The organism is Azonexus sp. IMCC34839 (assembly GCF_047047955.1).
GTDB lineage: Bacteria > Pseudomonadota > Gammaproteobacteria > Burkholderiales > Rhodocyclaceae > Azonexus.
This window is the reverse complement of the sequence record NZ_CP150631.1, coordinates 2,087,125-2,108,663: the sequence shown is the minus strand read 5'-3', so window position 1 is coordinate 2,108,663 and position 21,539 is coordinate 2,087,125. Positions and strand designations below refer to the sequence as shown.

The following is a 21,539-nucleotide window of genomic DNA, read 5'->3' as shown; positions in this document are numbered from 1 at the left end:
GCACAAAAACTGTTCTATGGCTTGGTCTGGCCATGCTTTCCCAGATGGGTTGGGCACAGACCGATTACGATTTGGCGAAACTGGAAAGCCTGGCGCTGCAAAGCAGCCGGGCCGTGCTGGCCGGGCGTAGCGCGGTCGATGCGGCACGGGCGGCGGTCAATACGGCGGCTGCCTTTCCCAATCCCGAGCTGGAGTATTTGAGCGGCTCGCAAAGGGCGCGTGGCGTCGGTGGCAACCTGGGTGATGCGCGCAGCGTCGCCCTGACCCAACCGCTCGATATGCCGTGGGTGCGCTCATCGCGCATCGGCGCAGCCGAAGCGGGATTGGAAGCTACCTCGGCGGCCAATCGTGGCTTTGAGGCCGAGGTTCTGGCGCGTCTGCGTTTGCGTTACTACGAAGTTCTCCGCCGTGAAGCGGAGCAACGTAACGCCAGGGAAGATCTGGCTTCCATGGAAAGTGTGCGCTCACGTATTGCTTTGCGTGTCGAGACTGGGGAGGCCGCTCGCTTTGAGTTGATCAAGGCCGATACCGAGTTGTTGAATGCGCAGAAGGCTGCGCAGGTCGCGGGTTTTCGCGTCGAGCAGGCGCGTTCATTGTTGCGCCAGGCAGTCGGTAATGAGTTGCCGCCGACATTCAGTTTGGCGGGTCGTCTGAGCAGCGTTCCTGACCTACCGTCTCTGGAAATATTGCGCAAGGAAGTGGAAACGGGAAGTCCCGATTTGGCGCGTGCACGCGCCGAATTGGTGCGTGCCGAGCGCCAACTCGACCTGGAGCGTCGTCAGCGTTGGCCCAATCTCGCAGTCAAGGCTTCGATGGATGAAGATCCGGATGTCCGCGCCAACAAGCTCGGTGTCGTGATGTCCATTCCCTTGTGGGATCGGCGTAGCGGCCCGGTGGGCGAGGCTTCGGCGCATCTGACGCGGGCTCGCTACGAACTGGAAGCACAGCAATTCTCACAGCAGAAACAGCTGGAAGTGGCTTACCAGCAGTATGAAATTGCCCAGGCCCAGGTCAATGCCTTGGAGTCCGGCATTGTCCGTCAGGCTGAAGAAGCGCTGAAGATTGCGGCGGCCGCCTATCGTTTTGGCGAGCGGGGCTTTATCGAAGTACTTGACGCTCAGCGTGTCTATCGGGCTGCGCGTGTCGAACTGATCGCGGCCCGCTACGAATTGGCTGCGGCTTGGGTTGAAATCGAGCGCCTGCGTGCGACTCCCGGAGGAAAACAGTAATGAAAAATGCCCTGATTGCGGTGTGCACCGCAGCAGTGCTCCTGGGCTGTAACCAGGATGACAACAAGAAATCGGCACAGCAAGCCAACGATCCGACGGTGGTCGTTCCGGCCGAGGAATTGCGCAACCAACTGCAATTGGCGGAAGTGAAGACCGCCCTGGTCAACGAAACCCTACGCGTGGCTGGCCGTATCGACTTCGACGAACAGCGGGTGGCTCGCATCGGGGCAACCATTACCGGCCGCGTGACGGAGATCGATGCCAAGCTCGGTCAGGTCGTGCGCAAGGGCGATGTCCTTGCCCACCTGAACAGTAGCGAGTTGTCGCAACAGCAATTGGCCTACCTGAAAGCCAAGGCGCAACTTGAACTGAACAAGCGCAATGCCGAGCGCGCCAAGGCCTTGTTCGAGGCTGACGTGATCGGCGCAGCGGAATTGCAGCGACGCGAAAGCGAATATCAGATTGCGCTGGCCGAAACGCGAGCAGCGGCTGATCAACTCCAGTTGCTCGGCGTTTCGCCGGCAGCCATCGCCAAATTGGGTAGCCATGGCGAAGTCAATTCGGTGACGCCGGTGGTTGCCACGCTGGCCGGCGTGGTTGTCGAGCGCAAGCTGGCGCAGGGACAGGTCGTTCAGCCGGCCGATGCCCTGTTCATGGTGGCTGATCTGTCCCGCTTGTGGGCGGTGGCGCAGGTGCCGGAACAACAGGTGGGACTGGTCAAGGCTGGCCAGTCGGTGACCATCGAGGTGCCGGCCTTGGGTAACGAAAAACTGGTCGGCAAGCTGATTTTTGTCGGTCAGACGGTCGATCCCGAAACCCGCACCGTACTGGTGAGAACCGAACTCGACAATGCCGACGGTCGCCTCAAGCCGGCCATGCTGGCTTCGATGCTGATCGAGGCCAAGCCGGTCGAGCGCCTGGTCATTCCATCCAAGGCCGTGGTGCGCGAGGAGGACGTGGATCACGTCTTCGTTGCCGAGGACGACGGCGTCTTCCGCTTGGTCAAGGTGAAACTCAGTCCGGACCATGAGGGCAAGCGGGTCGTCCTTTCCGGCTTGAAGGGAGGCGAACGCATCGTCGTCGATGGGGCCTTCCATCTAAATAACGAACGCAACCGCAAGGAAATGGAGGGCGCGTGATCGAGTCACTGGTTCGCAGTGCGCTCAAGCAGCGCCTGATCGTCGCGGTTATCGCCGCCGTACTCTTCTTTTTCGGGCTTAACGCGGCCCAGAAACTATCGGTCGATGCATTCCCGGATGTCACCAACGTCCAGGTGCAGATCGCTACCGAGGCACCGGGCCGTTCGCCGGAGGAAGTCGAGCGTTTCGCCACCGTTCCGCTCGAAGTGGCGATGACTGGTCTGCCGGGGCTCGAGGAAATGCGTTCGCTGAACAAACCCGGCTTGTCGTTGATTACGCTGGTGTTTACCGATGCGACCGACGTCTATTTTGCCCGTCAGTTGGTCATGGAGCGCCTGCTCGAGGTCGGCTCGCGTTTGCCGGAGGGTATTACGCCGGTGCTCGGCCCGGTGTCGACCGGTCTGGGTGAGGTTTATCAATACACTCTGGAGCGTAGCGACGACGGCAATCGGGCGCTAAGCCAGGAAGAGTTGATGCAGCGTCGTATTGCCCAAGACTGGGTGGTTCGTCCGCTCTTGCGTTCGATTCCGGGCGTGGCAGAAATCAACTCACAGGGCGGCTTTGCCAAGCAATACCAGGTTTTGGTGAACCCGGACCGTCTGCGTCACTTTGGTATTTCGGTCAGCGACGTCTATCAGGCGGTCGCCCGCAACAACGCCAATGCCGGCGGTGGCGTGCTGCCCCAGTATGCCGAGCAGTATCTGATTCGCGGTATCGGCCTGGTGCGCGACGTCGAGGATATCCGCGCCATCGTGCTCAAGGAAAAGGATGGCGTGCCGGTCTATGTGCGCGATGTGGCCGAAGTTCAGATCGGCCATGAGGTGCGCCAGGGTGCGGTGATCAAGAACGGCACGACCGAAGCGGTCGGCGGCGTGGTCATGATGATCGCCGGCGGCAACGCCAAACAGGTGGTCAGCCGGATCAAGGCGCGCGTGGACGAGATCAACGCCAAGGGCATGCTGCCGGACAACCTGAAGATCGTGCCTTACTACGATCGATCGGAACTGGTCGACTCTGCCTTGTGGACGGTGACCAAGGTGCTGCTCGAAGGCGTCGTGCTGGTCGTCGTGGTGCTCTTCCTCTTTCTCGGTGACGTGCGCTCCTCGGTCATCGTGGTTGCCACACTGATTCTGACGCCGTTGCTGACTTTCATGGCGATGAACAAGCTGGGCATCTCGGCCAACCTGATGTCGCTCGGCGGTCTCGCCATCGCCATCGGTCTGATGGTGGACGGCTCGGTGGTCGTCGTGGAGAACGCCTTTGCCCAGTTGGGCCGGGCTTCACAAAGTGGCGAGAGCACGACACGCATCATCCTGCGCGCGGTGGTCGAAGTGGCGACGCCGGTCATCTTCGGCGTCGGCATCATCATCCTGGTCTTCCTGCCCTTGATGACCCTGCAGGGTATGGAAGGCAAGATGTTTGCGCCGCTGGCCTACACCATTGCCATCGCGCTGGCGATTTCCTTGGTCTTGTCCTTGTCGCTGACACCAGTGATGTCGACCTACCTGCTCAAGCCGCCGGCACACGACGGCGATCACGATACCAAGCTGATCGCCATGATGAAGTCGCGTTACCTGAAATTGTTGCATTCGGCCTTGGGTAGCGAGAAGAAGACAGTCGTTGTCGCGGTCGGTGCCTTCGTGTTGTCCATCGGCATGCTGCCCTTCCTCGGCACGGCCTTCATTCCGGAAATGAAGGAAGGTTCGGTCGTGCCCGGCATCAACCGCGTGCCGAATATTTCCTTGGACGAATCGATCAAGATGGAAATGGAGGCAATGCGCCTCGTCATGGAGGTTCCCGGGGTCAAGTCGGCAGTATCCGGCGTTGGTCGGGGCGAGTCGCCGGCCGACCCGCAGGGGCCGAACGAGTCGACTCCGATCGTCAGCCTGAAACCGCGTAGCGAATGGCCTTCCGGCTGGTCGCAGGACGATATTCAGGACGCGATGCGTGAAAAGCTGAAGGCGCTACCCGGTGTACAGATCGTCATGGCTCAGCCGATATCCGACCGCGTGGACGAAATGGTGACCGGCGTGCGTTCTGACATTGCGGTCAAGGTGTTTGGCGACGATCTCGATCAGTTGCGCAAGGTGGCGGGCCAGATCGGCAAAGTGGCCCAGTCGCTACGCGGCGCGCAGGATCTACGTATCGAGCGGATCAGCGGGCAGCAGTATCTGAGTATCGAGATCGATCGTCAGGCCATCGCTCGTCTCGGACTCAACGTTTCCGACATCAACGACCTGATCGAGACGGCGGTCGGCGGCAAGCAGGCCAGCGAAATTTACGAAGGTGAACGTCGCTTCCCGGCAGTCGTGCGTTTGCCGGAGCGCTTCCGTGACAACATCGAGGCCATTTCGAACATCCTGCTGACCTCGCATAGCGGCGCCCAGGCGCGCCTGGCCGATGTGGCGAAGATCCGCGTTGCCGATGGCCCGGCGCAGATTTCTCGTGAATTGGGCAAGCGACGCATCGTGGTTGGCGTGAACGTCAAGGACCGCGACCTCGGCAGCTTTGTCGCCGAGTTGCAGCAGAAGGTGGAAAAACAGGTAAAGCTGCCGGAAGGTTACTACCTGGAGTGGGGCGGTCAGTTCCAGAACATGGAGCGGGCCTTGGGGCACCTGAAGGTGATCATCCCGATCACCATCGCGGCGATCTTCTTCCTGCTCTTCCTGCTCTTCAATTCCTTGCGCTACGCCACGCTGATCATTACTGTGCTGCCCTTCGCCTCGATTGGCGGGATTGTCGGACTCTTCCTGACCGGGGAGTATCTGTCGGTGCCGGCCTCGGTTGGGTTCATCGCGCTGTGGGGCATCGCGGTGCTCAATGGCGTCGTACTGGTTTCCTACATCCGTGGCTTGCGCGAGCAAGGGCGTCGCGTGCGTGAAGCGGTCATCGAGGGAGCAACCTTGCGTTTCCGTCCGGTCATGATGACAGCTACTGTCGCCATGCTCGGTCTGATTCCATTCCTGTTTGCCACCGGGCCGGGGTCTGAAGTCCAGCGCCCGCTGGCCATCGTGGTTATCGGTGGGCTGATTACCTCAACGCTGCTGACCCTGGTGGTGTTGCCAACCATTTACCGCTGGTTCGACGAAGAGGAGGTCGAGGCATGAAAGAGATCAAGGCGGTGATCCGCCCGAACAAACTGGCCGCCTTGCGTGATGCCTTGGTCGCGCTGCCTGGTTTTCCAGGCATGACGGTGACCAAGGTCGAAGGGTGTAGCGCGCCGAGCCGCCATATCCCGGCCAAGGTGAAGATCAAGGACGAGTTGACCGACTATACGCCGAAGGTGCGAGTCGAGATCGTCGCGCCGGACGAGGTGGCCGAGCGAATTTTCGAGCGCATCACGGAGATTGCACAAACCGGGCACTATGGCGATGGCTTGGTGTGGATCACCGAAGTCGAACGTGCCGCTTTCATTTTCAAGACCATGCCGGATCCGGCATGAGCGTCTGCTGAAGCTATCGTGGTGGATTTCACGGCAATAGACGGGCAGACTCTCTAGAATTCCAAAATCTTGTACGGCCGTTGACTGCGGCAAGTTTATGGATGCCATGGAGAATCTGCTTCCTTCGGATGAAGGGCCATTTCTCGTTTCATCGCTGGAATTGCTACAGGGGGTCGCCAGCCTGTCGCGCGGCGCTTACCTCAGCGAGTCATCGCTGGAACTGGCGTTGAGCGTTCTGACCGAATCGGCCGGTCGCATGAGCGGCGTCGAACGCGCCAGTATCTGGGCGCTGACCGACAACCACCGTGAGTTGCGTTGCATCGAGCTGTTCGAACTGGCCTCGGGCCGGCACAGCAGCGGCGGGTCGGTGTTGGCCGAGCGCTATCCGGCCTATTTCGAAGCGCTCGAAGAGGGCGGCAGTATCGTCGCCGACGATCCCTACAGCCATTCAGCCACAGCGGAGTTCGGTAGCGACTACCTGCCGCGGCATGGGATCAGCGCCATGCTCGATACGCCGATCTACATTCGTGGCCAGCTGCAGGGGGTATTCTGCCTGGAGCAGGTCGGTCGGCGTCAGCCTTGGACGCCGATTCATGGCTTGTTTGCACGTATCGTCGCCAATCTGGTGACTCTGGCCCTGGTCGAGTTCGAGGCCGGCGAAGCGCGGCGCGATGTACAGCTGGCTAACGAGCGCCTGGACGCAGTGTTTGCCGCCTCGCGCGATGCCTTGGTGTTGGCCGATGCCGGGAGCGGCCTGATCCTCGATCTGAATGCGAAGGCCGAAAATCTTTTCGGTAACAACCGGCGCAATCTTCTCGGTCGCCATCAAGGGCGACTGCATCCGCCGGCGCAGCAGGAGGCGATGGGTTACGAGTTCCGGCAGATGCTCGCCGGGCAATTGGGCCGCCCGTGGCTCACCGAGATTCAACGGCCAGATGGCACTGTGGTTTCCGTGGAGATGTCGGCCGAGCCGGTGCATGCGGGGGCCGGTCGCCAGTATGTGCTGGCCTGCTATCGGCCGCTTCAGTAATCCAGTACTGCGGCGATCAGGCTGGCGAGCGCTTCGATCCGGTCGGAAAGTTCATCCTGGATCTCTCGCTGGTCCAAATGGTCGAGCTGGGCATTGAGCGTGGCGGAAAACTCCTTGGCGGCCCGCACGATACCCCAGAGTTCGAGTTGCTCGGCATGCAGACGCAGGCTTTCGGCTTCGTTTTTCAGGGCGTGGGCGTCGGGTGGCAGCACGGCCAGGGCATAGCGCATCTGTTCGATGTGCTCGGTGGCCTCGTCGACGAAGAGGCGGTCGATGGTGGGGGAACGGACTGCCGTGGCGGGCGTCAGACGGGCCGCGTTGGCCAGGCGGTTGGCAAAATGCTGCGCCCGCTCGGGGAAGGTTGGGTGTTCAAGACCCTCCGCTTCGACCAGGCTCTCAATGGCAGCGCTGAGCGCGGCGACCAGATGCGGCGTCTCCCCGTTTTCCAGCTGATCTGCGGCTTCCGCCAAGGCCTCGCCGAAGGCCAGGCAATCAGCATCGCCGGTTTCGAGCGCAATGCTATAGAGCGCGAATAGCGGCGGCCGGATTTCCGCATCCGGATTGGTGTGTCGTTCCGACCAGGCGGCAGCCAGGCGCTGGCTGGCCTCGATCCAGCGCGTATTCAGCTTCTTGTCGAAGCGCGGGGCGCGGGTTTTGGCCAGCCATGGCAGGACGGCGGCGGTGGCATCCAGGGTCGGGGCGAGCGCGTTGCGCGTCGCCTCGAGTTCGTCGTCCGGGATGTCCGCCATGGCGTCCGCGGTTGTCAGCCAGCCAGTTTGGCGAAGGCGTCGACAACTTCCTTCGGGGCCTGGACCAGCTCGATCAACACGCCTTCGCCGCCGATCGGGAATTCCTCATTGCCCTTCGGGTGCAGGAAGCAGATGTCGAAACCGGCGGCGCCCTTGCGGATGCCGCCCGGGGCGAAGCGCACGCCGTTGGCGGTCAGCCATTCCACGGCCTTGGGCAGGTCGTCGATCCACAGGCCGACGTGGTTGAGCGGCGTGGTGTGCACCGCCGGCTTCTTTTCCGGGTCGAGCGGCTGCATCAGATCGACTTCGACCTTGAACGGGCCGGTGCCCATGGCGCAGATGTCTTCGTCGACGTTCTCACGCTCGGAGACGAAGTTGCCGGTGATTTCGAGGCCGAGCTTGTCGACCCACAGGGTCTTGAGCTTTTCCTTGGACGGGCCGCCGATGGCGATTTGCTGAATGCCGAGAACCTTGAACGGACGAGTCATGACGCGTTTCCTGTCTGAGAGTTGATGACGTAATCCATAATTATAGGGATTTCCGGCGGTAGGCGAGAACCAGTAGCAGGATGCCGACGAGCACCATGGGCAATGATAGCCATTGTCCCATGCTGATGGTGTAGGACTGGCCGAATATGCCTGCATCAGGTTCGCGGAAGAACTCGGTGATGAAGCGGAAACAGCCGTAGCCGATCAGGAAAACTCCGGAAGCGGCGCCGCGTGGGCGGGGTGCTGCGGTGTACAGCCATAAAATGGCAAAAAGCAGCAGGCCTTCGAGACCGATATGGTAGAGCTGCGACGGATGTCGCGGTTCCATGTCGCCGGCTTGTGGGAACACCATGGCCCAGGGCAGCGAAGGATCGGCAATGCGGCCCCATAACTCGCCGTTGATGAAGTTGCCCAGGCGGCCAGCGGCGAGGCCGAGCGGGACGAGGGGGGCGACGAAATCGGTGACATCGAACCAGGCCAGCTTTGCCTTGCGCGCCCACAACGTCATGGCGACCAGCACGCCGAGAAAGCCGCCGTGGAAACTCATGCCGCCCTTCCAGACGGCCATGATTTCGATCGGGTGGGCAAGGTAGTAGACCGGTTCGTAGAACAGTACCTGGCCCAGCCGCCCGCCGACGATGACGCCGAGCATGCCGTAAAAGAGCAGGTCGTCGAGTTGTTCGGCGGTCACCGGGCGCCCGCCCTGGCGGATGCGCCAACGGCCGAGCAACAGGAACTGGATGAAGGCAACCATGTACATCAGGCCATACCAACGCACGGCCAAGGGGCCGACGGAAAAGGCGACCGGATCGAATTGTGGGTGAATAAGCATCGAGGGCCTGAGTGGGCTAGAATTGCTCGATTATAGTTCGCGCCGTTTTGCAGCAAAGTGTCGGCGCCAGGTTTCAGACGGAGAGTAGCCATGCCCCAGTATCGTTCCCGTACATCCACCCACGGTCGCAACATGGCCGGCGCGCGTGCCCTGTGGCGCGCCACCGGCATGAAGGACGGCGATTTCGGCAAGCCGATCATCGCCGTGGTCAATTCCTTCACCCAGTTCGTGCCGGGCCATGTTCATCTGAAAGATATGGGCCAGTTGGTAGCGCGCGAGATCGAAGCGGCCGGCGGCATCGCCAAGGAATTCAACACCATCGCCATCGATGACGGTATCGCCATGGGCCATGGCGGCATGCTCTACTCGCTACCGTCGCGCGACCTGATCGCCGACTCGGTCGAATACATGGTCAATGCTCATTGCGCCGATGCGATGGTCTGTATCTCGAACTGCGACAAGATCACCCCGGGGATGTTGATGGCCGCCATGCGCCTGAACATTCCGGTGGTGTTCGTTTCCGGCGGCCCGATGGAAGCCGGCAAGGTGAACTGGAAGGATCAGACGATCAAGGTCGACCTGATCGACGCCATGATCAAGGCCGGCGACAAGAGCGTTTCCGATGCCGAAGTCGAGGAATTTGAGCGTTCCGCCTGCCCGACTTGCGGCTCCTGCTCCGGCATGTTCACCGCCAACTCGATGAACTGCCTGACCGAGGCACTGGGCCTGTCGCTGCCGGGTAACGGTACCGTCGTTGCCACGCACGCCGACCGCAAGCAACTCTTCCTGCGCGCTGGCCGTCTGGTGGTCGAATTGTGCAAGCGTTATTACGAGCAGGACGATGCTTCGGTGCTGCCGCGCAATATCGCGACCAAGGCTGCTTTCGAAAACGCCATCACGCTGGATGTGGCGATGGGCGGCTCGACCAACACCGTGCTGCACCTGCTGGCCACTGCCCGCGAAGCGCTGGTCGATTTCACCATGGCCGATATCGACCGCATCTCGCGCAAGACGCCATGCCTGGCCAAGGTGGCTCCGGCGACGCAGAAGTATCACATCGAGGATGTGCACCGTGCCGGCGGTATCATGGGCATCTTGGCCGAACTGGACCGTGCCGGTTTGATTCATACGGCGGTGTCTACCGTCCATGCCAAGACGCTGGGCGAGGCGATCCACACCTATGATGTGACGCATAGCGCGGCACCGGATGTGCTCGAATTCTTCAAGGCCGCACCGGGCGGCGTGCCTACCCAGACGGCCTTCTCGCAGAACCGTCGCTACCCCGAGCTGGATCTCGACCGTACCCAGGGCTGTATCCGCAACAAGGCCAATGCCTATTCGCAAGACGGCGGCCTGGCCGTGCTCTACGGCAACATTGCGCTTGATGGCTGTATCGTGAAGACGGCCGGCGTCGATGAGTCGATCTGGAAGTTCACCGGGCGTGCGCGCGTGTTCGAAAGTCAGGATGCTGCGGTGGACAGCATTCTGGGTGGAAAAATCGTGGCCGGCGACGTTGTCGTGATCCGCTACGAAGGGCCAAAGGGTGGGCCGGGCATGCAGGAAATGCTCTATCCGACCTCTTATCTGAAGTCGATGGGCCTGGGCAAGGAGTGCGCCCTCCTGACCGACGGCCGTTTCTCCGGCGGTACCTCGGGCCTGTCGATCGGTCACGCTTCGCCGGAAGCCGCCGATGGTGGTGCCATCGGCTTGGTCGAGGAAGGCGACACCATCGAGATCGATATCCCGAATCGCCGCATCCAGCTGGCTGTTTCCGACGAGGAGTTGGCCAAGCGTCGTGCCGCCATGGATGCCAAGGGCGATGCCGCCTGGAAGCCGCTCAGTCGTGAGCGCGTCGTGTCCGCTGCCCTGCAGGCCTACGCCCTGATGGCAACTTCCGCCGACAAGGGTGCCGTGCGCGACGTTACACAGATTCAGCGCCGGAAATGACTCTGCATGTCTGGCTTGGGTTTCTCGTTGCGGCGATCCTGATCGCCGTAACACCCGGGCCGGGGGCAGTGCTCAGCATGAGTACGGGGCTCCGTTACGGCTATGGGTCGGCACTGACGGCAATTCTCGGTCTGCAAGCGGCGATCTTGACGCATCTGACAATCGTCGCCCTTGGGTTGGGCGCTTTGTTGGCAGCCTCGGAATGGGCGTTCTCCGTCGTCAAATTCATTGGCGCGGCTTATCTGCTGTGGCTGGGCATCCAGAAATGGCGGGTACCGGTGATTCCTGCTGACGCGGAACCGCTGCCGGTTCGGAACGGTGGGTTGTTCGTGCAGGGCATGCTGGTCAATTTGACCAACCCGAAAGCCGTGGTTTTCATTGGGGCGCTGGTGCCGCAGTTCATTGATCCCGTTGCCGGCTATCCGCTGCAATACGCTGAAATCGCCGCCACCTTGTGTGGGACGGATATCGTGGTGATGTCCTTTTATGCGCTCGCCGCTGTGCGCCTGGCCGATTGGCTGCACAATCCCAAGATGATCCGTTGGCAAAACCGGATTTTCGGAGGCTTGTTCGTGACGGCTGGGGGCTTATTGGCGGCTTCTTCGAAACCGGTCTGACTGTTGCGGTCAACTTAAGTCCTCGTAAGGCGTTATTTCCGAGTGTGCGTTTATGCACAAACTCTTTGTTCTGCCCTCGTTGCGGGCTCTTGAACCGTTTGCAAGGTGCTGCAAAGGGTTTTATCATCCAAAGCTGATTTACCTACTACCCACCAACCCGTTGAACGGAGCGAGAGAATGAAAGCTGTTTACATTGCCATGATGGCGGCTGCTGGTATCGTGATGGCTGGTCAAGCCCAGGCTGACGAAGCCCTGGCCAAGGCCAAGAACTGCATGTCCTGCCACGCTATCGACAAGAAGCTGGTCGGTCCCTCCTACAAGGATGTAGCTGCCAAGTACAAGGGCGACAAGGGCGCTGTCGACAAGCTGGCTGCCAAGGTCAAGGCGGGTGGCAAGGGCGCTTGGGGGGAAATCCCGATGCCGCCGAACAACGTCACCGACGACGAAGCCAAGAAGCTGGTTACCTGGGTTCTGGCCCAGAAGTAATTTCGCTTTCTTAGCGAAAAGCCGACCACTGGTCGGCTTTTTTCGTTTACAGGTGTTGACAGGGTGGGTGTCGGTCCGGATAATCTCGGGTTCTCCGGAGGGATACCCAAGCGGTCAACGGGAACAGACTGTAAATCTGTCGGCTCAGCCTTCGAAGGTTCGAATCCTTCTCCCTCCACCAGATTTATGCTGTAGCGGCTTGTGCTGCGGGCAGGGAATAAGCGGGTGTAGCTCAATGGTAGAGCTGAAGCCTTCCAAGCTTAAGACGAGGGTTCGATTCCCTTCACCCGCTCCACGATGCGGTACGGCTGGAGTTTTAAGGTAGGCCCATGTGGCTCAGTGGTAGAGCACTCCCTTGGTAAGGGAGAGGTCGGCAGTTCGATCCTGCCCATGGGCACCACCGATTAGCTTGGATTCTGGATTTGTTACTTATTTGATTATTGAGGAACTGGAATGGCTAAGGAAAAATTCGAGCGTACGAAACCGCACGTGAACGTTGGTACGATTGGTCACGTTGACCACGGTAAGACCACGCTGACCGCTGCAATCACCACCGTGCTGGCTTCCAAGTTTGGTGGCGCTGCCAAGAAGTACGATGAAATTGACGCTGCGCCGGAAGAAAAGGCTCGCGGTATCACCATCAACACCGCCCACGTCGAATACGAAACCGCCAACCGTCACTACGCCCACGTTGACTGCCCGGGCCACGCTGACTACGTCAAGAACATGATTACTGGTGCTGCCCAGATGGACGGCGCCATTCTGGTTTGTTCTGCCGCTGACGGCCCGATGCCGCAAACCCGCGAGCACATCCTGCTGGCTCGCCAGGTTGGTGTGCCGTACGTTCTGGTGTACATGAACAAGTGCGACATGGTTGACGATGCCGAGCTGCTCGAGCTGGTCGAAATGGAGCTGCGCGAACTGCTCTCCAAGTACGACTTCCCGGGTGACGACACCCCGATCATCCACGGCTCCGCACTGAAGGCCCTGGAAGGCGACCAGTCCGAAATCGGCGAGCCCTCCATCTTCCGTCTGGCTGATGCTCTGGACTCCTACATCCCGACCCCGGAGCGTGCTATCGACCAGCCGTTCCTGATGCCGGTTGAAGACGTCTTCTCCATCTCCGGTCGTGGTACCGTCGTGACCGGTCGTGTCGAGCGCGGCATCATCAAGGTTGGCGAAGAAATCGAAATCGTCGGTATTCGCCCGACCCAGAAGACCACCTGTACCGGTGTCGAAATGTTCCGCAAGCTGCTCGACCAAGGTCAAGCCGGCGACAACATCGGCGCCCTGCTGCGTGGTACCAAGCGCGAAGACGTCGAGCGTGGTCAAGTGCTGTGCAAGCCGGGTTCCATCACCCCGCACACCCACTTCACCGGCGAAGTCTATGTTCTGTCCAAGGACGAAGGTGGTCGTCACACCCCGTTCTTCAACAACTACCGTCCGCAGTTCTACTTCCGTACCACGGACGTGACCGGCGCGATCTCCCTGCCGGAAGGCGTGGAAATGGTTATGCCGGGTGACAACATCCAGATGACCGTCAAGCTGATCGCCCCGATCGCCATGGAAGAAGGTCTGCGCTTCGCCATCCGTGAAGGCGGTCGTACTGTCGGCGCCGGCGTCGTCGCCAAGATCATCGAGTAATCGATAGTTGTAAAGTTTTAAGGCGCCCTGGGTAACCGGGGCGCTTTAGTGTCTCTGCTGCAGGGGTGTAGCTCAATTGGTAGAGCGCCGGTTTCCAAAACCGAAGGTCGGGGGTTCGATTCCCTCCGCCCCTGCCACTCTCTAAAAAGATCGCGAACGTCATGGCTGACAAGATCAAGTTTGCGCTGGCGCTGGTTCTTCTGGCTGCTGGCGTGGCTGGCTTCTACCTGCTTTCCGAGCAGGCGTTGATTTTGCGCGTCCTGGCGGTTCTCGTTGGGGTTGCGCTGGCGGCTGCAGTGGCTTGGAAAACCGAGCCGGGTCAGCGTTTCTTCCTGTTCGCCAACGAAGCCGTGGTCGAGGCCAAGAAAGTTGTCTGGCCGACTCGCAAGGAAACCATGCAGACGACGGGTGCAGTGTTCGCCTTTGTTGTCATCATGGCTGTCGTCCTGTACATGACCGACAAGAGCCTTGAGTGGGTTCTTTATGACCTTATTCTGGGCTGGAAGAAATCATGAGCAAACGCTGGTACGTCGTACATGCCTATTCCGGCTTCGAAAAAAGTGTGATGCGCGCCATTCAGGAGCGCATTAACCGCTTGGGCATGCAGGAAAAGTTCGGTCGCATCCTGGTGCCGGTCGAGGAAGTCGTAGAAATGAAGGGTGGCCAGAAAGCCATCTCCGAGCGCAAGTTCTTCCCGGGCTATGTCCTGGTTGAAATGGAGATGGATGACGACAGCTGGCACCTGGTGAAGAATACCCCCAAGGTCACTGGCTTTGTCGGTGGCACGGCCAACAAGCCGACGCCGATTTCCCAGAAGGAAGTCGACAAGATCATGCAGCAGATGCAAGAGGGTGTGGAAAAGCCGCGTCCGAAGATCTTGTTCGAAGTTGGCGAGGTGGTTCGCGTCAAGGAAGGTCCTTTCACGGATTTCCATGGCTCGGTCGAAGACGTGAATTACGAAAAGAACCGCCTGCGCGTTTCGGTGACTATTTTTGGTCGCGCCACGCCGGTGGAGCTCGAATTTGGTCAGGTCGAAAAGAACTGATTGGTTTTTAGGGTCCGTTCGCCAACCCTGATGGCGGCAAAGAGGAGCGTAAGTCATCGGGAAGCCGATAAAAGCGCGTTACCACTCATTAACAAGGAGTAAACATGGCCAAGAAAATTGTTGGCTACATCAAGCTGCAAGTGCCGGCCGGCAAGGCGAATCCGTCGCCCCCGATCGGTCCCGCACTGGGCCAGCGCGGTCTGAATATCATGGAATTCTGCAAGGCGTTCAACGCCCAGACGCAGGGTGTCGAACCTGGTCTGCCGATTCCGGTTGTTATCACCGCCTATGCGGACAAGTCCTTCACCTTCGTGATGAAGACCCCGCCGGCCACCATCCTGATCAAGAAGGCTGCTGGCATCAAGTCCGGTTCGGCAAAGCCGCATACCGACAAGGTTGGCAAGATCACCCGCGCTCAGTGCGAAGAGATCGCCAAGACCAAGATGCCTGACCTGACCGCTGCCGACATGGAAGCGGCTGTTCGCACCATCGCTGGCTCCGCCCGCTCGATGGGTATCACGGTGGAGGGTCTGTAATCATGGCTAAGCTGACTAAAAAGCAAAAGGCCCTCGAGGGCAAGATCGTTGCGCAGAAGCTGTACCCGGTTCAGGAAGCTCTGACGTTGGCCAAGGAAACCGCTACCGCGAAGTTCGACGAGTCGATCGACGTTGCAGTCAACCTCGGCGTTGATGCACGTAAATCCGACCAAGTGGTCCGTGGTTCCGTCGTGTTGCCGGCTGGTACCGGTAAGTCCGTGCGCGTTGCCGTGTTCGCCCAGGGTGACAAGGCCGAAGCCGCCAAGGCTGCCGGTGCCGATATCGTTGGTTTCGACGATCTGGCTGCCGAAGTCAAGGCAGGTAACCTGAACTTCGACGTGGTCATCGCTACGCCGGATGCGATGAAGGTCGTTGGCCAGTTGGGTCAAGTGCTCGGTCCGCGTGGCCTGATGCCGAACCCGAAGGTTGGTACCGTCACCATGGATGTCGCAACCGCCGTCAAGAATGCCAAGGCCGGTCAGGTGCAATACCGTACCGACAAGGCCGGTATCGTGCATGCCACGATCGGTCGTGCTTCATTCTCTGTCGAAAACCTGGAAACCAACCTGAAGGCGCTGATCGATGCCTTGACCAAGGCCAAGCCGGCCTCGTCCAAGGGTCAGTACCTGAAGAAGGTGGCCGTTTCCGCCACCATGGGTCCGGGCGTTCGCGTCGACCAGGCTACCCTGGTCGGCTAAAAAAGTACTTTGGGCCGGTGTGCACCGCAGTAGTGGCGCACACCGGATCGTCAAAGACCGCAGGTGCCTCGGTAATGAGGCTTAATCGCGAAAGCGGCCGGCGCAGACGGTGTCCCCGAACAAGATTTTCTGCTGACTGGCAACAGGCAGCATAGCTTCTGGTTCAGGTCGCCGTAGGTGCGGTGGAGAAATCCACCGTGTTATGGACTTGAAAGGAGGAAAGACCTGTGGGTCTCAATCTGAACGACAAAAAAGCTGTCGTAGCTGAGGTGTCGGCCCAAGTGGCTACCGCCCAGACGATCGCAGTTGCCGAATACCGTGGCATCGAAGTGGGTGATCTCACCGTGTTGCGCAAGAAGGCACGCGAGTCTGGCGTGTATCTGCGCGTGCTGAAGAACACCCTGGTGCGTCGCGCGGTGGCTGGCACCCCATTTGCCGGCCTGGCTGACCAGATGGTCGGTCCGCTGATTTACAGCATCTCCGCCGACCCCGTGGCAGCTGCGAAGGTCCTCAACGACTTCGCAAAAACCAACGACAAGCTGGTACTGAAGGCCGGTTCCTATGCCGGTAAAGTGCTCGATAAAGCCGGTGTGCAGGCGCTCGCCTCCATCCCGAGCCGCGAAGAGCTGCTCTCCAAGCTGCTGTACGTCATGCAAGCTCCGGTCGCCGGCTTCGTCCGCGCCGTGGATGCACTGGCAAAGAAGCGCGAAGAAGAAGCAACCGCTGCTTGATCCTTACCGCATACGAACTGAATTAGGAGTAGTTTGAAATGGCAATTAGCAAAGAAGACATCCTGGAAGCCGTTGGCTCCCTGACCGTTATGGAACTGAATGACCTGGTCAAGGCATTCGAAGAAAAGTTCGGCGTTTCCGCCGCTGCCGTCGCCGTTGCTGGCCCGGCTGCTGGTGGCGCTGCCGCTGCTGCTGAAGAGAAGACCGATTTCACCGTCGTCCTGGCTGCCGCCGGCGACAAGAAGGTCGAAGTCATCAAGGTTGTCCGTGCCGCTACCGGCCTGGGCCTGAAGGAAGCCAAGGACCTGGTCGACGGTGCTCCGAAGCCGGTCAAGGAAGGCATGCCGAAGGCCGACGCCGAAGCGCTCAAGAAGCAACTGGAAGACGCTGGCGCCAAGGTCGAGCTCAAGTAATCGACTTTTGTACCGTGGGCTGGTGGTTTTTGCCACCAGCCCTTTTGTGCTTTGTAAAACAGGTTTAAACCAGCCCGAGAAGAAGCAAGCTTGAATATCGCCAGCCGGCAAACGCAAACCGTGCTTTCCTCCTGCTCAGCGGGGAGGGAAGGTCGTTTGCGTTTGCCTGTTCCCACAGGTTCATCGCTTGATTTCATCCTCACGGAGTTACCATGACTTACTCCTTCACCGAGAAGAAACGCATCCGCAAGAGCTTCGCCAAGCGCGCTAGCGTGTTGGACGTTCCTTTCCTGCTTGCAACGCAGCTTGAGTCTTTTGAAGCGTTCCTGCAGGCGGATATCCCCGCCGAGAAGCGCAAGAACGAAGGCCTGCAGGCGGCGTTCACGTCGATCTTCCCGATCGTTTCTCATTCCGGCAATGCTCGTCTGGAATTCGTCAGTTATATGCTGGGCGAGCCGGCGTTCGACGTGACCGAGTGCCAACAGCGTGGCCTGACCTTCGCCTCTTCGCTACGCGCAAAGGTTCGCCTCGTGATCATGGACCGCGAAGCACCGGATACGGTCAAGGAAGTCAAGGAGCAGGAAGTGTACATGGGGGAAATCCCCCTGATGACCGGTAACGGCTCCTTCGTCATCAACGGTACCGAGCGTGTCATCGTTTCCCAGTTGCATCGCTCGCCAGGTGTTTTCTTCGAGCATGACCGCGGCAAGACCCACAGTTCGGGCAAGCTGCTGTTCTCGGCCCGCGTGATTCCTTATCGTGGCTCGTGGCTGGATTTCGAATTTGACCCGAAGGACACCCTGTTCTTCCGCGTCGACCGCCGTCGCAAGATGCCGGTAACCACGCTGCTAAAGGCGATTGGGATGAGCTCAGAGGAAATCCTCGAGCAATTCTTTGAATTCGACACCTTCTTGCTGGGCAAGGAAACGATTGAGTTCACCTTGGTGCCGGAACGTCTGCGCGGCGAAGTGGCGCGTTTCGACTTCGTTGCCCCCGATGGTAAAGTCATCGTTGCCAAGGACAAGCGGATCACCGCCAAGCACATCCGTGACATGGGCGCTGCATCGCTCAAGCAGATCGCCGTGCCCGAGGAATTCATCCTTGGCCGTGTCGTCGCCAAGAACATCATCGATAAGGCAACCGGCGAAGTCGTGGCCAACGCCAACGACGAAATTACCGAAACGCTGCTGGCTAAGCTGCGTGAGGCCGGCATCTCGACTATCGAAACGCTCTATACCAACGATCTGGATCGTGGTGCCTTCATTTCGAACACCCTGCGTGCCGATGAAACTGCCAGCCGCCAGGCTGCCCGAATCGCCATCTACCGCATGATGCGTCCAGGCGAACCGCCTACCGAGGAAGCAGTTGAGATTCTGTTCAACGGCCTGTTCTACTCCGACGAGCGTTACGATCTGTCCGGCGTTGGCCGCATGAAGTTCAATCGCCGCCTGGGTCGTCAGGATGTGATCGAACACAAGGTCATGGTGCGTTCCCTCGCCTCCAAGGCAGAGGCCGCACTCAAGAATCTCGCTGAGACCTCTGGCTTTGCCCTGTCGGTTATTCAGGATCTGGTCGCCGGTCTGCCCTATGGCCCGCGTGCTCTGTGCGAAAACATGGCGCTGGCGGATGCCGAAGCGCTGGCTGCCAAGGTGAAGACCCTGGGCGCCAACCTCGAGGTTCGCGAGCAACTCACCCTGTCGCCGCGCGACATCGTTGAGACCATCAAGATTCTCGTCGAGTTGCGCAATGGCCGTGGCGAAATCGACGATATCGACCACTTGGGCAACCGCCGCGTCCGTTCCGTTGGCGAATTGGCCGAGAACCAGTTCCGTGCCGGTCTGGTGCGCGTTGAACGTGCCGTCAAGGAGCGTTTGTCGCAGGCCGAGTCCGACAACCTGATGCCACACGATCTGATCAACGCCAAGCCGATCAGCGCCGCCATCAAGGAGTTCTTCGGTTCCAGCCAGTTGTCGCAGTTTATGGACCAGACCAACCCGCTGTCGGAAATTACGCACAAGCGTCGCGTTTCCGCCCTCGGTCCGGGTGGTTTGACCCGTGAGCGTGCCGGCTTCGAAGTACGTGACGTGCATCCGACCCACTATGGTCGTGTTTGCCCGATTGAAACCCCGGAAGGTCCGAACATCGGTCTGATCAACTCGCTGGCGCTCTTCGCCCGAGTTAACAGCTATGGCTTCATCGAAACCGCCTATCGCAAGGTAAACGATGGCAAGGTGACCAACGAGATCGAATACCTGTCGGCAATCGAAGAGGGCAACTACGTGGTCGCCCAGGCCAACGCCGCGCTCGACGCCGAAGGCCGTTTGTCCGACGACTTGGTGACCTGTCGCGAAAAGGGCGAAACCATCCTGGCCGAGCCGGCACGCGTTCAGTACATGGACGTGGCTCCGGGCCAGATCGTTTCCGTTGCCGCATCGCTGATTCCGTTCCTCGAACACGACGATGCGAACCGTGCGCTGATGGGTGCCAACATGCAACGTCAGGCAGTGCCTTGCCTGCGTCCGGAAAAGCCGCTGGTTGGTACCGGTATCGAGCGTACCGTGGCTGTCGACTCGGGAACCGCTGTCGTTGCCCGCCGTGGTGGCAAGGTCGACTATGTCGATGCCGGCCGTGTCGTGGTTCGCGTCAACGACGACGAAACCTACGCCGGTGAGGTGGGTGTCGACATCTACAACCTGACCAAGTACACCCGTTCCAACCAGAATACCAACATCAACCAGCGCCCGATGGTTAAGGTGGGCGACATCATCGCCAAGGGCGATGTGGTTGCCGATGGCGCGTCGACCGACAAGGGCGAACTGGCTCTCGGTCAGAACATGTTGATCGCGTTCATGCCGTGGAACGGCTACAACTTCGAAGATTCGATCCTGATCTCCGAGCGCGTCGTTGCCGAAGATCGTTACACGTCGATCCACATCGAGGAACTGACGGTCGTGGCCCGCGACACCAAGCTGGGACCTGAAGAAATCACCCGCGATATCGCTTCCTTGGGTGAAGCGCAACTCTCCCGCCTGGACGACTCCGGTATTGTTTACATCGGGGCCGAAGTGGAAGCTGGCGACGTCCTGGTTGGCAAGGTGACGCCGAAGGGCGAAACCCAGCTGACGCCGGAAGAGAAGCTGCTTCGTGCGATCTTCGGTGAAAAGGCTTCCGACGTTAAGGACACCTCCTTGCGTGTGCCGTCCGGCATTGCCGGTACCGTGATCGACGTTCAAGTCTTCACCCGCGAAGGTATCGAGCGCGACAAGCGTGCCCAGTCGATCATCGATGAGCACCTGCGTCACTACAAGCTGGATCTGGCTGACCAAATGCGTATCGTCGAGCGCGATGCCTTTGAGCGTATTGGTCGTCTGATCCTCGGCAAGAAGGCCAATGGCGGTCCGAAGAAGCTGGCCAAGGGCTCGGTGATCGAGCAGTCCTATCTGGATAGCATGGATCCGCACCACTGGTTTGACATCCGCGTCGCCGACGACGAGATCGCCCAGCAGCTGGAGCAGGTCAAGGATGGTCTGGAGCAGGCTCGCAAGGACTTCGACATTGCGTTCGAAGCCAAGCGCAAGAAGCTGACCCAGGGCGACGAACTGCCGCCAGGTGTCCAGAAGATGGTCAAGGTCTATGTCGCCGTCAAGCGTCGCCTGCAACCCGGTGACAAGATGGCCGGTCGTCACGGTAACAAGGGTGTCGTTTCACGCATTCTGCCGGTCGAAGACATGCCGTACATGGCCGATGGCCGCCCGGTCGACATCGTGTTGAATCCGCTCGGCGTGCCGTCCCGTATGAACGTCGGTCAGATTCTCGAAGTGCACCTCGGCCTCGCCGCGAAGGGTCTCGGCTACAAGATCGGTGACATGCTGCGTGCCAACGCCAATGCCAAGGAAGTCCGCGGTTTCCTCGACAAGATCTACAACAACAGCGGCAAGTCGGAAAATCTCGACGAGCTCAGCGATGGCGAGATCTTGGAAATGGCCGGCAATCTGACCTCCGGTGTGCCGTTCGCCACCCCGGTGTTCGACGGTGCCAAGGAAGAGGAAATCAAGGCCATGCTGGAACTCGCCGGCATGCCGTCTTCCGGTCAGATGACCCTGTTCGACGGTCGGACCGGCGATGCCTTCGAGCGTCAGGTTACGGTTGGCTACATGCACTACCTGAAGCTGCATCACTTGGTCGATGACAAGATGCACGCTCGTTCTACCGGCCCGTACTCGCTGGTGACCCAGCAGCCGTTGGGCGGTAAGGCACAGTTCGGCGGTCAGCGCTTCGGTGAAATGGAAGTGTGGGCGCTGGAAGCCTATGGCGCCTCGTACGTGCTGCAGGAAATGCTGACCGTCAAGTCCGACGACGTGAACGGCCGGACCAAGGTCTACGAAAACATCGTCAAGGGCGAGCACAAGATCGATGCCGGCATGCCGGAATCCTTCAATGTGCTGGTCAAGGAAATCCGTTCCCTGGCGATCGACATCGATCTGGAACGTTACTGATTCAGGGCTTAGGAGTT

Annotated in this window: 19 protein-coding genes and 4 tRNA genes; 20 read left to right on the top strand and 3 right to left on the bottom strand. The window is 59.7% G+C overall.

Features of this window, described 5'->3' with window-relative positions; translation table 11 throughout:
- The first annotated feature begins 32 nt into the window (after positions 1-32).
- From WIF35_RS10355 to WIF35_RS10335, 5 genes are all read left to right on the top strand, one after another.
- A complete protein-coding gene (locus tag WIF35_RS10355) occupies positions 33-1,229 on the top strand; it encodes a TolC family protein (protein WP_412478136.1) in 1,197 nt (398 codons plus the stop codon).
- Positions 1,229-2,368, top strand: a complete 1,140-nt coding sequence (locus WIF35_RS10350; protein ID WP_412478135.1) for an efflux RND transporter periplasmic adaptor subunit — start codon at positions 1,229-1,231, stop codon at positions 2,366-2,368. The genes WIF35_RS10355 and WIF35_RS10350 overlap by 1 nt, the downstream gene beginning before the upstream one ends.
- Positions 2,365-5,475 (top strand): efflux RND transporter permease subunit, encoded by a 3,111-nt coding sequence (locus tag WIF35_RS10345; protein WP_412478134.1) that lies wholly within the window; start codon positions 2,365-2,367, stop codon positions 5,473-5,475. Before WIF35_RS10350 ends, WIF35_RS10345 begins: the two co-directional genes overlap by 4 nt.
- Positions 5,472-5,810 carry a P-II family nitrogen regulator gene (locus WIF35_RS10340; protein WP_412478133.1) on the top strand — a complete coding sequence of 113 codons (339 nt, stop codon included), beginning with the start codon at positions 5,472-5,474 and terminating at the stop codon, positions 5,808-5,810. The genes WIF35_RS10345 and WIF35_RS10340 overlap by 4 nt, the downstream gene beginning before the upstream one ends.
- Before the next feature lie 106 nt (positions 5,811-5,916).
- A complete protein-coding gene (locus WIF35_RS10335; protein WP_412478132.1) occupies positions 5,917-6,840 on the top strand; it encodes a GAF domain-containing protein in 924 nt (307 codons plus the stop codon).
- Here the strand turns inward: WIF35_RS10335 and WIF35_RS10330 are convergent.
- Genes WIF35_RS10330 through lgt form a run of 3 tightly spaced genes read right to left on the bottom strand, consistent with a single transcriptional unit; the run spans position 6,834 to position 8,909 of the window.
- Complete coding sequence (locus tag WIF35_RS10330; RefSeq protein WP_412478131.1) at positions 6,834-7,589, bottom strand: hypothetical protein; 756 nt, start codon at positions 7,587-7,589, stop codon at positions 6,834-6,836. The two genes, WIF35_RS10335 and WIF35_RS10330, sit on opposite strands and share 7 nt — an antisense overlap.
- 14 nt (positions 7,590-7,603) lie before the next feature.
- Positions 7,604-8,077, bottom strand: a complete 474-nt coding sequence (locus WIF35_RS10325; RefSeq protein ID WP_412478130.1) for a VOC family protein — start codon at positions 8,075-8,077, stop codon at positions 7,604-7,606.
- Between the two features lie 40 nt (positions 8,078-8,117).
- The gene (lgt, locus tag WIF35_RS10320; RefSeq protein WP_412478129.1) at positions 8,118-8,909 is read right to left on the bottom strand and encodes a prolipoprotein diacylglyceryl transferase; all 792 of its coding nucleotides are present in this window, start codon (positions 8,907-8,909) and stop codon (positions 8,118-8,120) included.
- A 90-nt stretch (positions 8,910-8,999) separates the two neighbouring features.
- On the opposite strand from lgt, the gene ilvD reads away from it, so the two are divergent.
- The 15 genes from ilvD (at position 9,000) to rpoB (ending at position 21,522) form a co-directional block, all read left to right on the top strand.
- Positions 9,000-10,856: a dihydroxy-acid dehydratase gene (gene ilvD / locus WIF35_RS10315; protein ID WP_412478128.1), complete on the top strand. Its 1,857-nt coding sequence runs from the start codon at positions 9,000-9,002 to the stop codon at positions 10,854-10,856.
- Positions 10,853-11,473 carry a LysE family transporter gene (locus WIF35_RS10310; protein WP_412478127.1) on the top strand — a complete coding sequence of 207 codons (621 nt, stop codon included), beginning with the start codon at positions 10,853-10,855 and terminating at the stop codon, positions 11,471-11,473. The genes ilvD and WIF35_RS10310 overlap by 4 nt, the downstream gene beginning before the upstream one ends.
- Before the next feature lie 177 nt (positions 11,474-11,650).
- Positions 11,651-11,959 carry a c-type cytochrome gene (locus tag WIF35_RS10305; RefSeq protein WP_412478126.1) on the top strand — a complete coding sequence of 103 codons (309 nt, stop codon included), beginning with the start codon at positions 11,651-11,653 and terminating at the stop codon, positions 11,957-11,959.
- A gap of 96 nt (positions 11,960-12,055) precedes the next feature.
- Positions 12,056-12,140: transfer RNA gene (locus WIF35_RS10300), tRNA-Tyr, on the top strand.
- Positions 12,141-12,180: 40 nt separating this feature from the next.
- Positions 12,181-12,254: transfer RNA gene (locus WIF35_RS10295), tRNA-Gly, on the top strand.
- Between the two features lie 30 nt (positions 12,255-12,284).
- A tRNA-Thr gene (locus WIF35_RS10290) sits at positions 12,285-12,359 on the top strand.
- 53 nt (positions 12,360-12,412) lie between these two features.
- On the top strand, positions 12,413-13,603 hold the full coding sequence (tuf, locus tag WIF35_RS10285) for an elongation factor Tu (protein ID WP_412478115.1): 1,191 nt from the start codon (positions 12,413-12,415) through the stop codon (positions 13,601-13,603).
- Positions 13,604-13,664: 61 nt separating this feature from the next.
- A tRNA-Trp gene (locus tag WIF35_RS10280) sits at positions 13,665-13,740 on the top strand.
- A gap of 24 nt (positions 13,741-13,764) precedes the next feature.
- Complete coding sequence (gene secE / locus WIF35_RS10275) at positions 13,765-14,118, top strand: preprotein translocase subunit SecE (protein ID WP_412478125.1); 354 nt, start codon at positions 13,765-13,767, stop codon at positions 14,116-14,118.
- Complete coding sequence (gene nusG, locus WIF35_RS10270) at positions 14,115-14,648, top strand: transcription termination/antitermination protein NusG (protein ID WP_412478124.1); 534 nt, start codon at positions 14,115-14,117, stop codon at positions 14,646-14,648. The genes secE and nusG overlap by 4 nt, the downstream gene beginning before the upstream one ends.
- A 104-nt stretch (positions 14,649-14,752) precedes the next feature.
- On the top strand, positions 14,753-15,184 hold the full coding sequence (rplK, locus tag WIF35_RS10265; protein WP_412478123.1) for a 50S ribosomal protein L11: 432 nt from the start codon (positions 14,753-14,755) through the stop codon (positions 15,182-15,184).
- A 2-nt stretch (positions 15,185-15,186) separates the two neighbouring features.
- Entirely contained in the window at positions 15,187-15,882 is a 696-nt protein-coding gene (gene rplA / locus WIF35_RS10260; RefSeq protein ID WP_412478122.1) for a 50S ribosomal protein L1, read from the top strand.
- Between the two features lie 227 nt (positions 15,883-16,109).
- Entirely contained in the window at positions 16,110-16,613 is a 504-nt protein-coding gene (rplJ, locus tag WIF35_RS10255; RefSeq protein WP_412478121.1) for a 50S ribosomal protein L10, read from the top strand.
- Positions 16,614-16,651: 38 nt separating this feature from the next.
- Positions 16,652-17,026, top strand: a complete 375-nt coding sequence (gene rplL, locus WIF35_RS10250) for a 50S ribosomal protein L7/L12 (RefSeq protein WP_412478120.1) — start codon at positions 16,652-16,654, stop codon at positions 17,024-17,026.
- Positions 17,027-17,238: 212 nt separating this feature from the next.
- Positions 17,239-21,522, top strand: coding sequence for a DNA-directed RNA polymerase subunit beta (gene rpoB / locus WIF35_RS10245; protein ID WP_412478119.1), 4,284 nt, complete (start codon positions 17,239-17,241; stop codon positions 21,520-21,522).
- Positions 21,523-21,539 lie beyond the last annotated feature (17 nt).

Coding starts and splice junctions, on each gene's coding strand:
- WIF35_RS10305 (WP_412478126.1), top strand. CDS start 11,651: ATGAAAGCTGTTTACATTGCCATGATGGCGGCTGCTGGTATCGTGATG.
- WIF35_RS10340 (WP_412478133.1), top strand. CDS start 5,472: ATGAAAGAGATCAAGGCGGTGATCCGCCCGAACAAACTGGCCGCCTTG.
- rplA (WP_412478122.1), top strand. CDS start 15,187: ATGGCTAAGCTGACTAAAAAGCAAAAGGCCCTCGAGGGCAAGATCGTT.
- WIF35_RS10310 (WP_412478127.1), top strand. CDS start 10,853: ATGACTCTGCATGTCTGGCTTGGGTTTCTCGTTGCGGCGATCCTGATC.
- WIF35_RS10355 (WP_412478136.1), top strand. CDS start 33: ATGCTTTCCCAGATGGGTTGGGCACAGACCGATTACGATTTGGCGAAA.
- WIF35_RS10325 (WP_412478130.1), bottom strand. CDS start 8,077: ATGACTCGTCCGTTCAAGGTTCTCGGCATTCAGCAAATCGCCATCGGC.
- rplL (WP_412478120.1), top strand. CDS start 16,652: ATGGCAATTAGCAAAGAAGACATCCTGGAAGCCGTTGGCTCCCTGACC.
- nusG (WP_412478124.1), top strand. CDS start 14,115: ATGAGCAAACGCTGGTACGTCGTACATGCCTATTCCGGCTTCGAAAAA.
- secE (WP_412478125.1), top strand. CDS start 13,765: ATGGCTGACAAGATCAAGTTTGCGCTGGCGCTGGTTCTTCTGGCTGCT.
- rplK (WP_412478123.1), top strand. CDS start 14,753: ATGGCCAAGAAAATTGTTGGCTACATCAAGCTGCAAGTGCCGGCCGGC.
- WIF35_RS10335 (WP_412478132.1), top strand. CDS start 5,917: ATGGAGAATCTGCTTCCTTCGGATGAAGGGCCATTTCTCGTTTCATCG.
- lgt (WP_412478129.1), bottom strand. CDS start 8,909: ATGCTTATTCACCCACAATTCGATCCGGTCGCCTTTTCCGTCGGCCCC.
- ilvD (WP_412478128.1), top strand. CDS start 9,000: ATGCCCCAGTATCGTTCCCGTACATCCACCCACGGTCGCAACATGGCC.
- tuf (WP_412478115.1), top strand. CDS start 12,413: ATGGCTAAGGAAAAATTCGAGCGTACGAAACCGCACGTGAACGTTGGT.
- rpoB (WP_412478119.1), top strand. CDS start 17,239: ATGACTTACTCCTTCACCGAGAAGAAACGCATCCGCAAGAGCTTCGCC.
- WIF35_RS10330 (WP_412478131.1), bottom strand. CDS start 7,589: ATGGCGGACATCCCGGACGACGAACTCGAGGCGACGCGCAACGCGCTC.
- WIF35_RS10350 (WP_412478135.1), top strand. CDS start 1,229: ATGAAAAATGCCCTGATTGCGGTGTGCACCGCAGCAGTGCTCCTGGGC.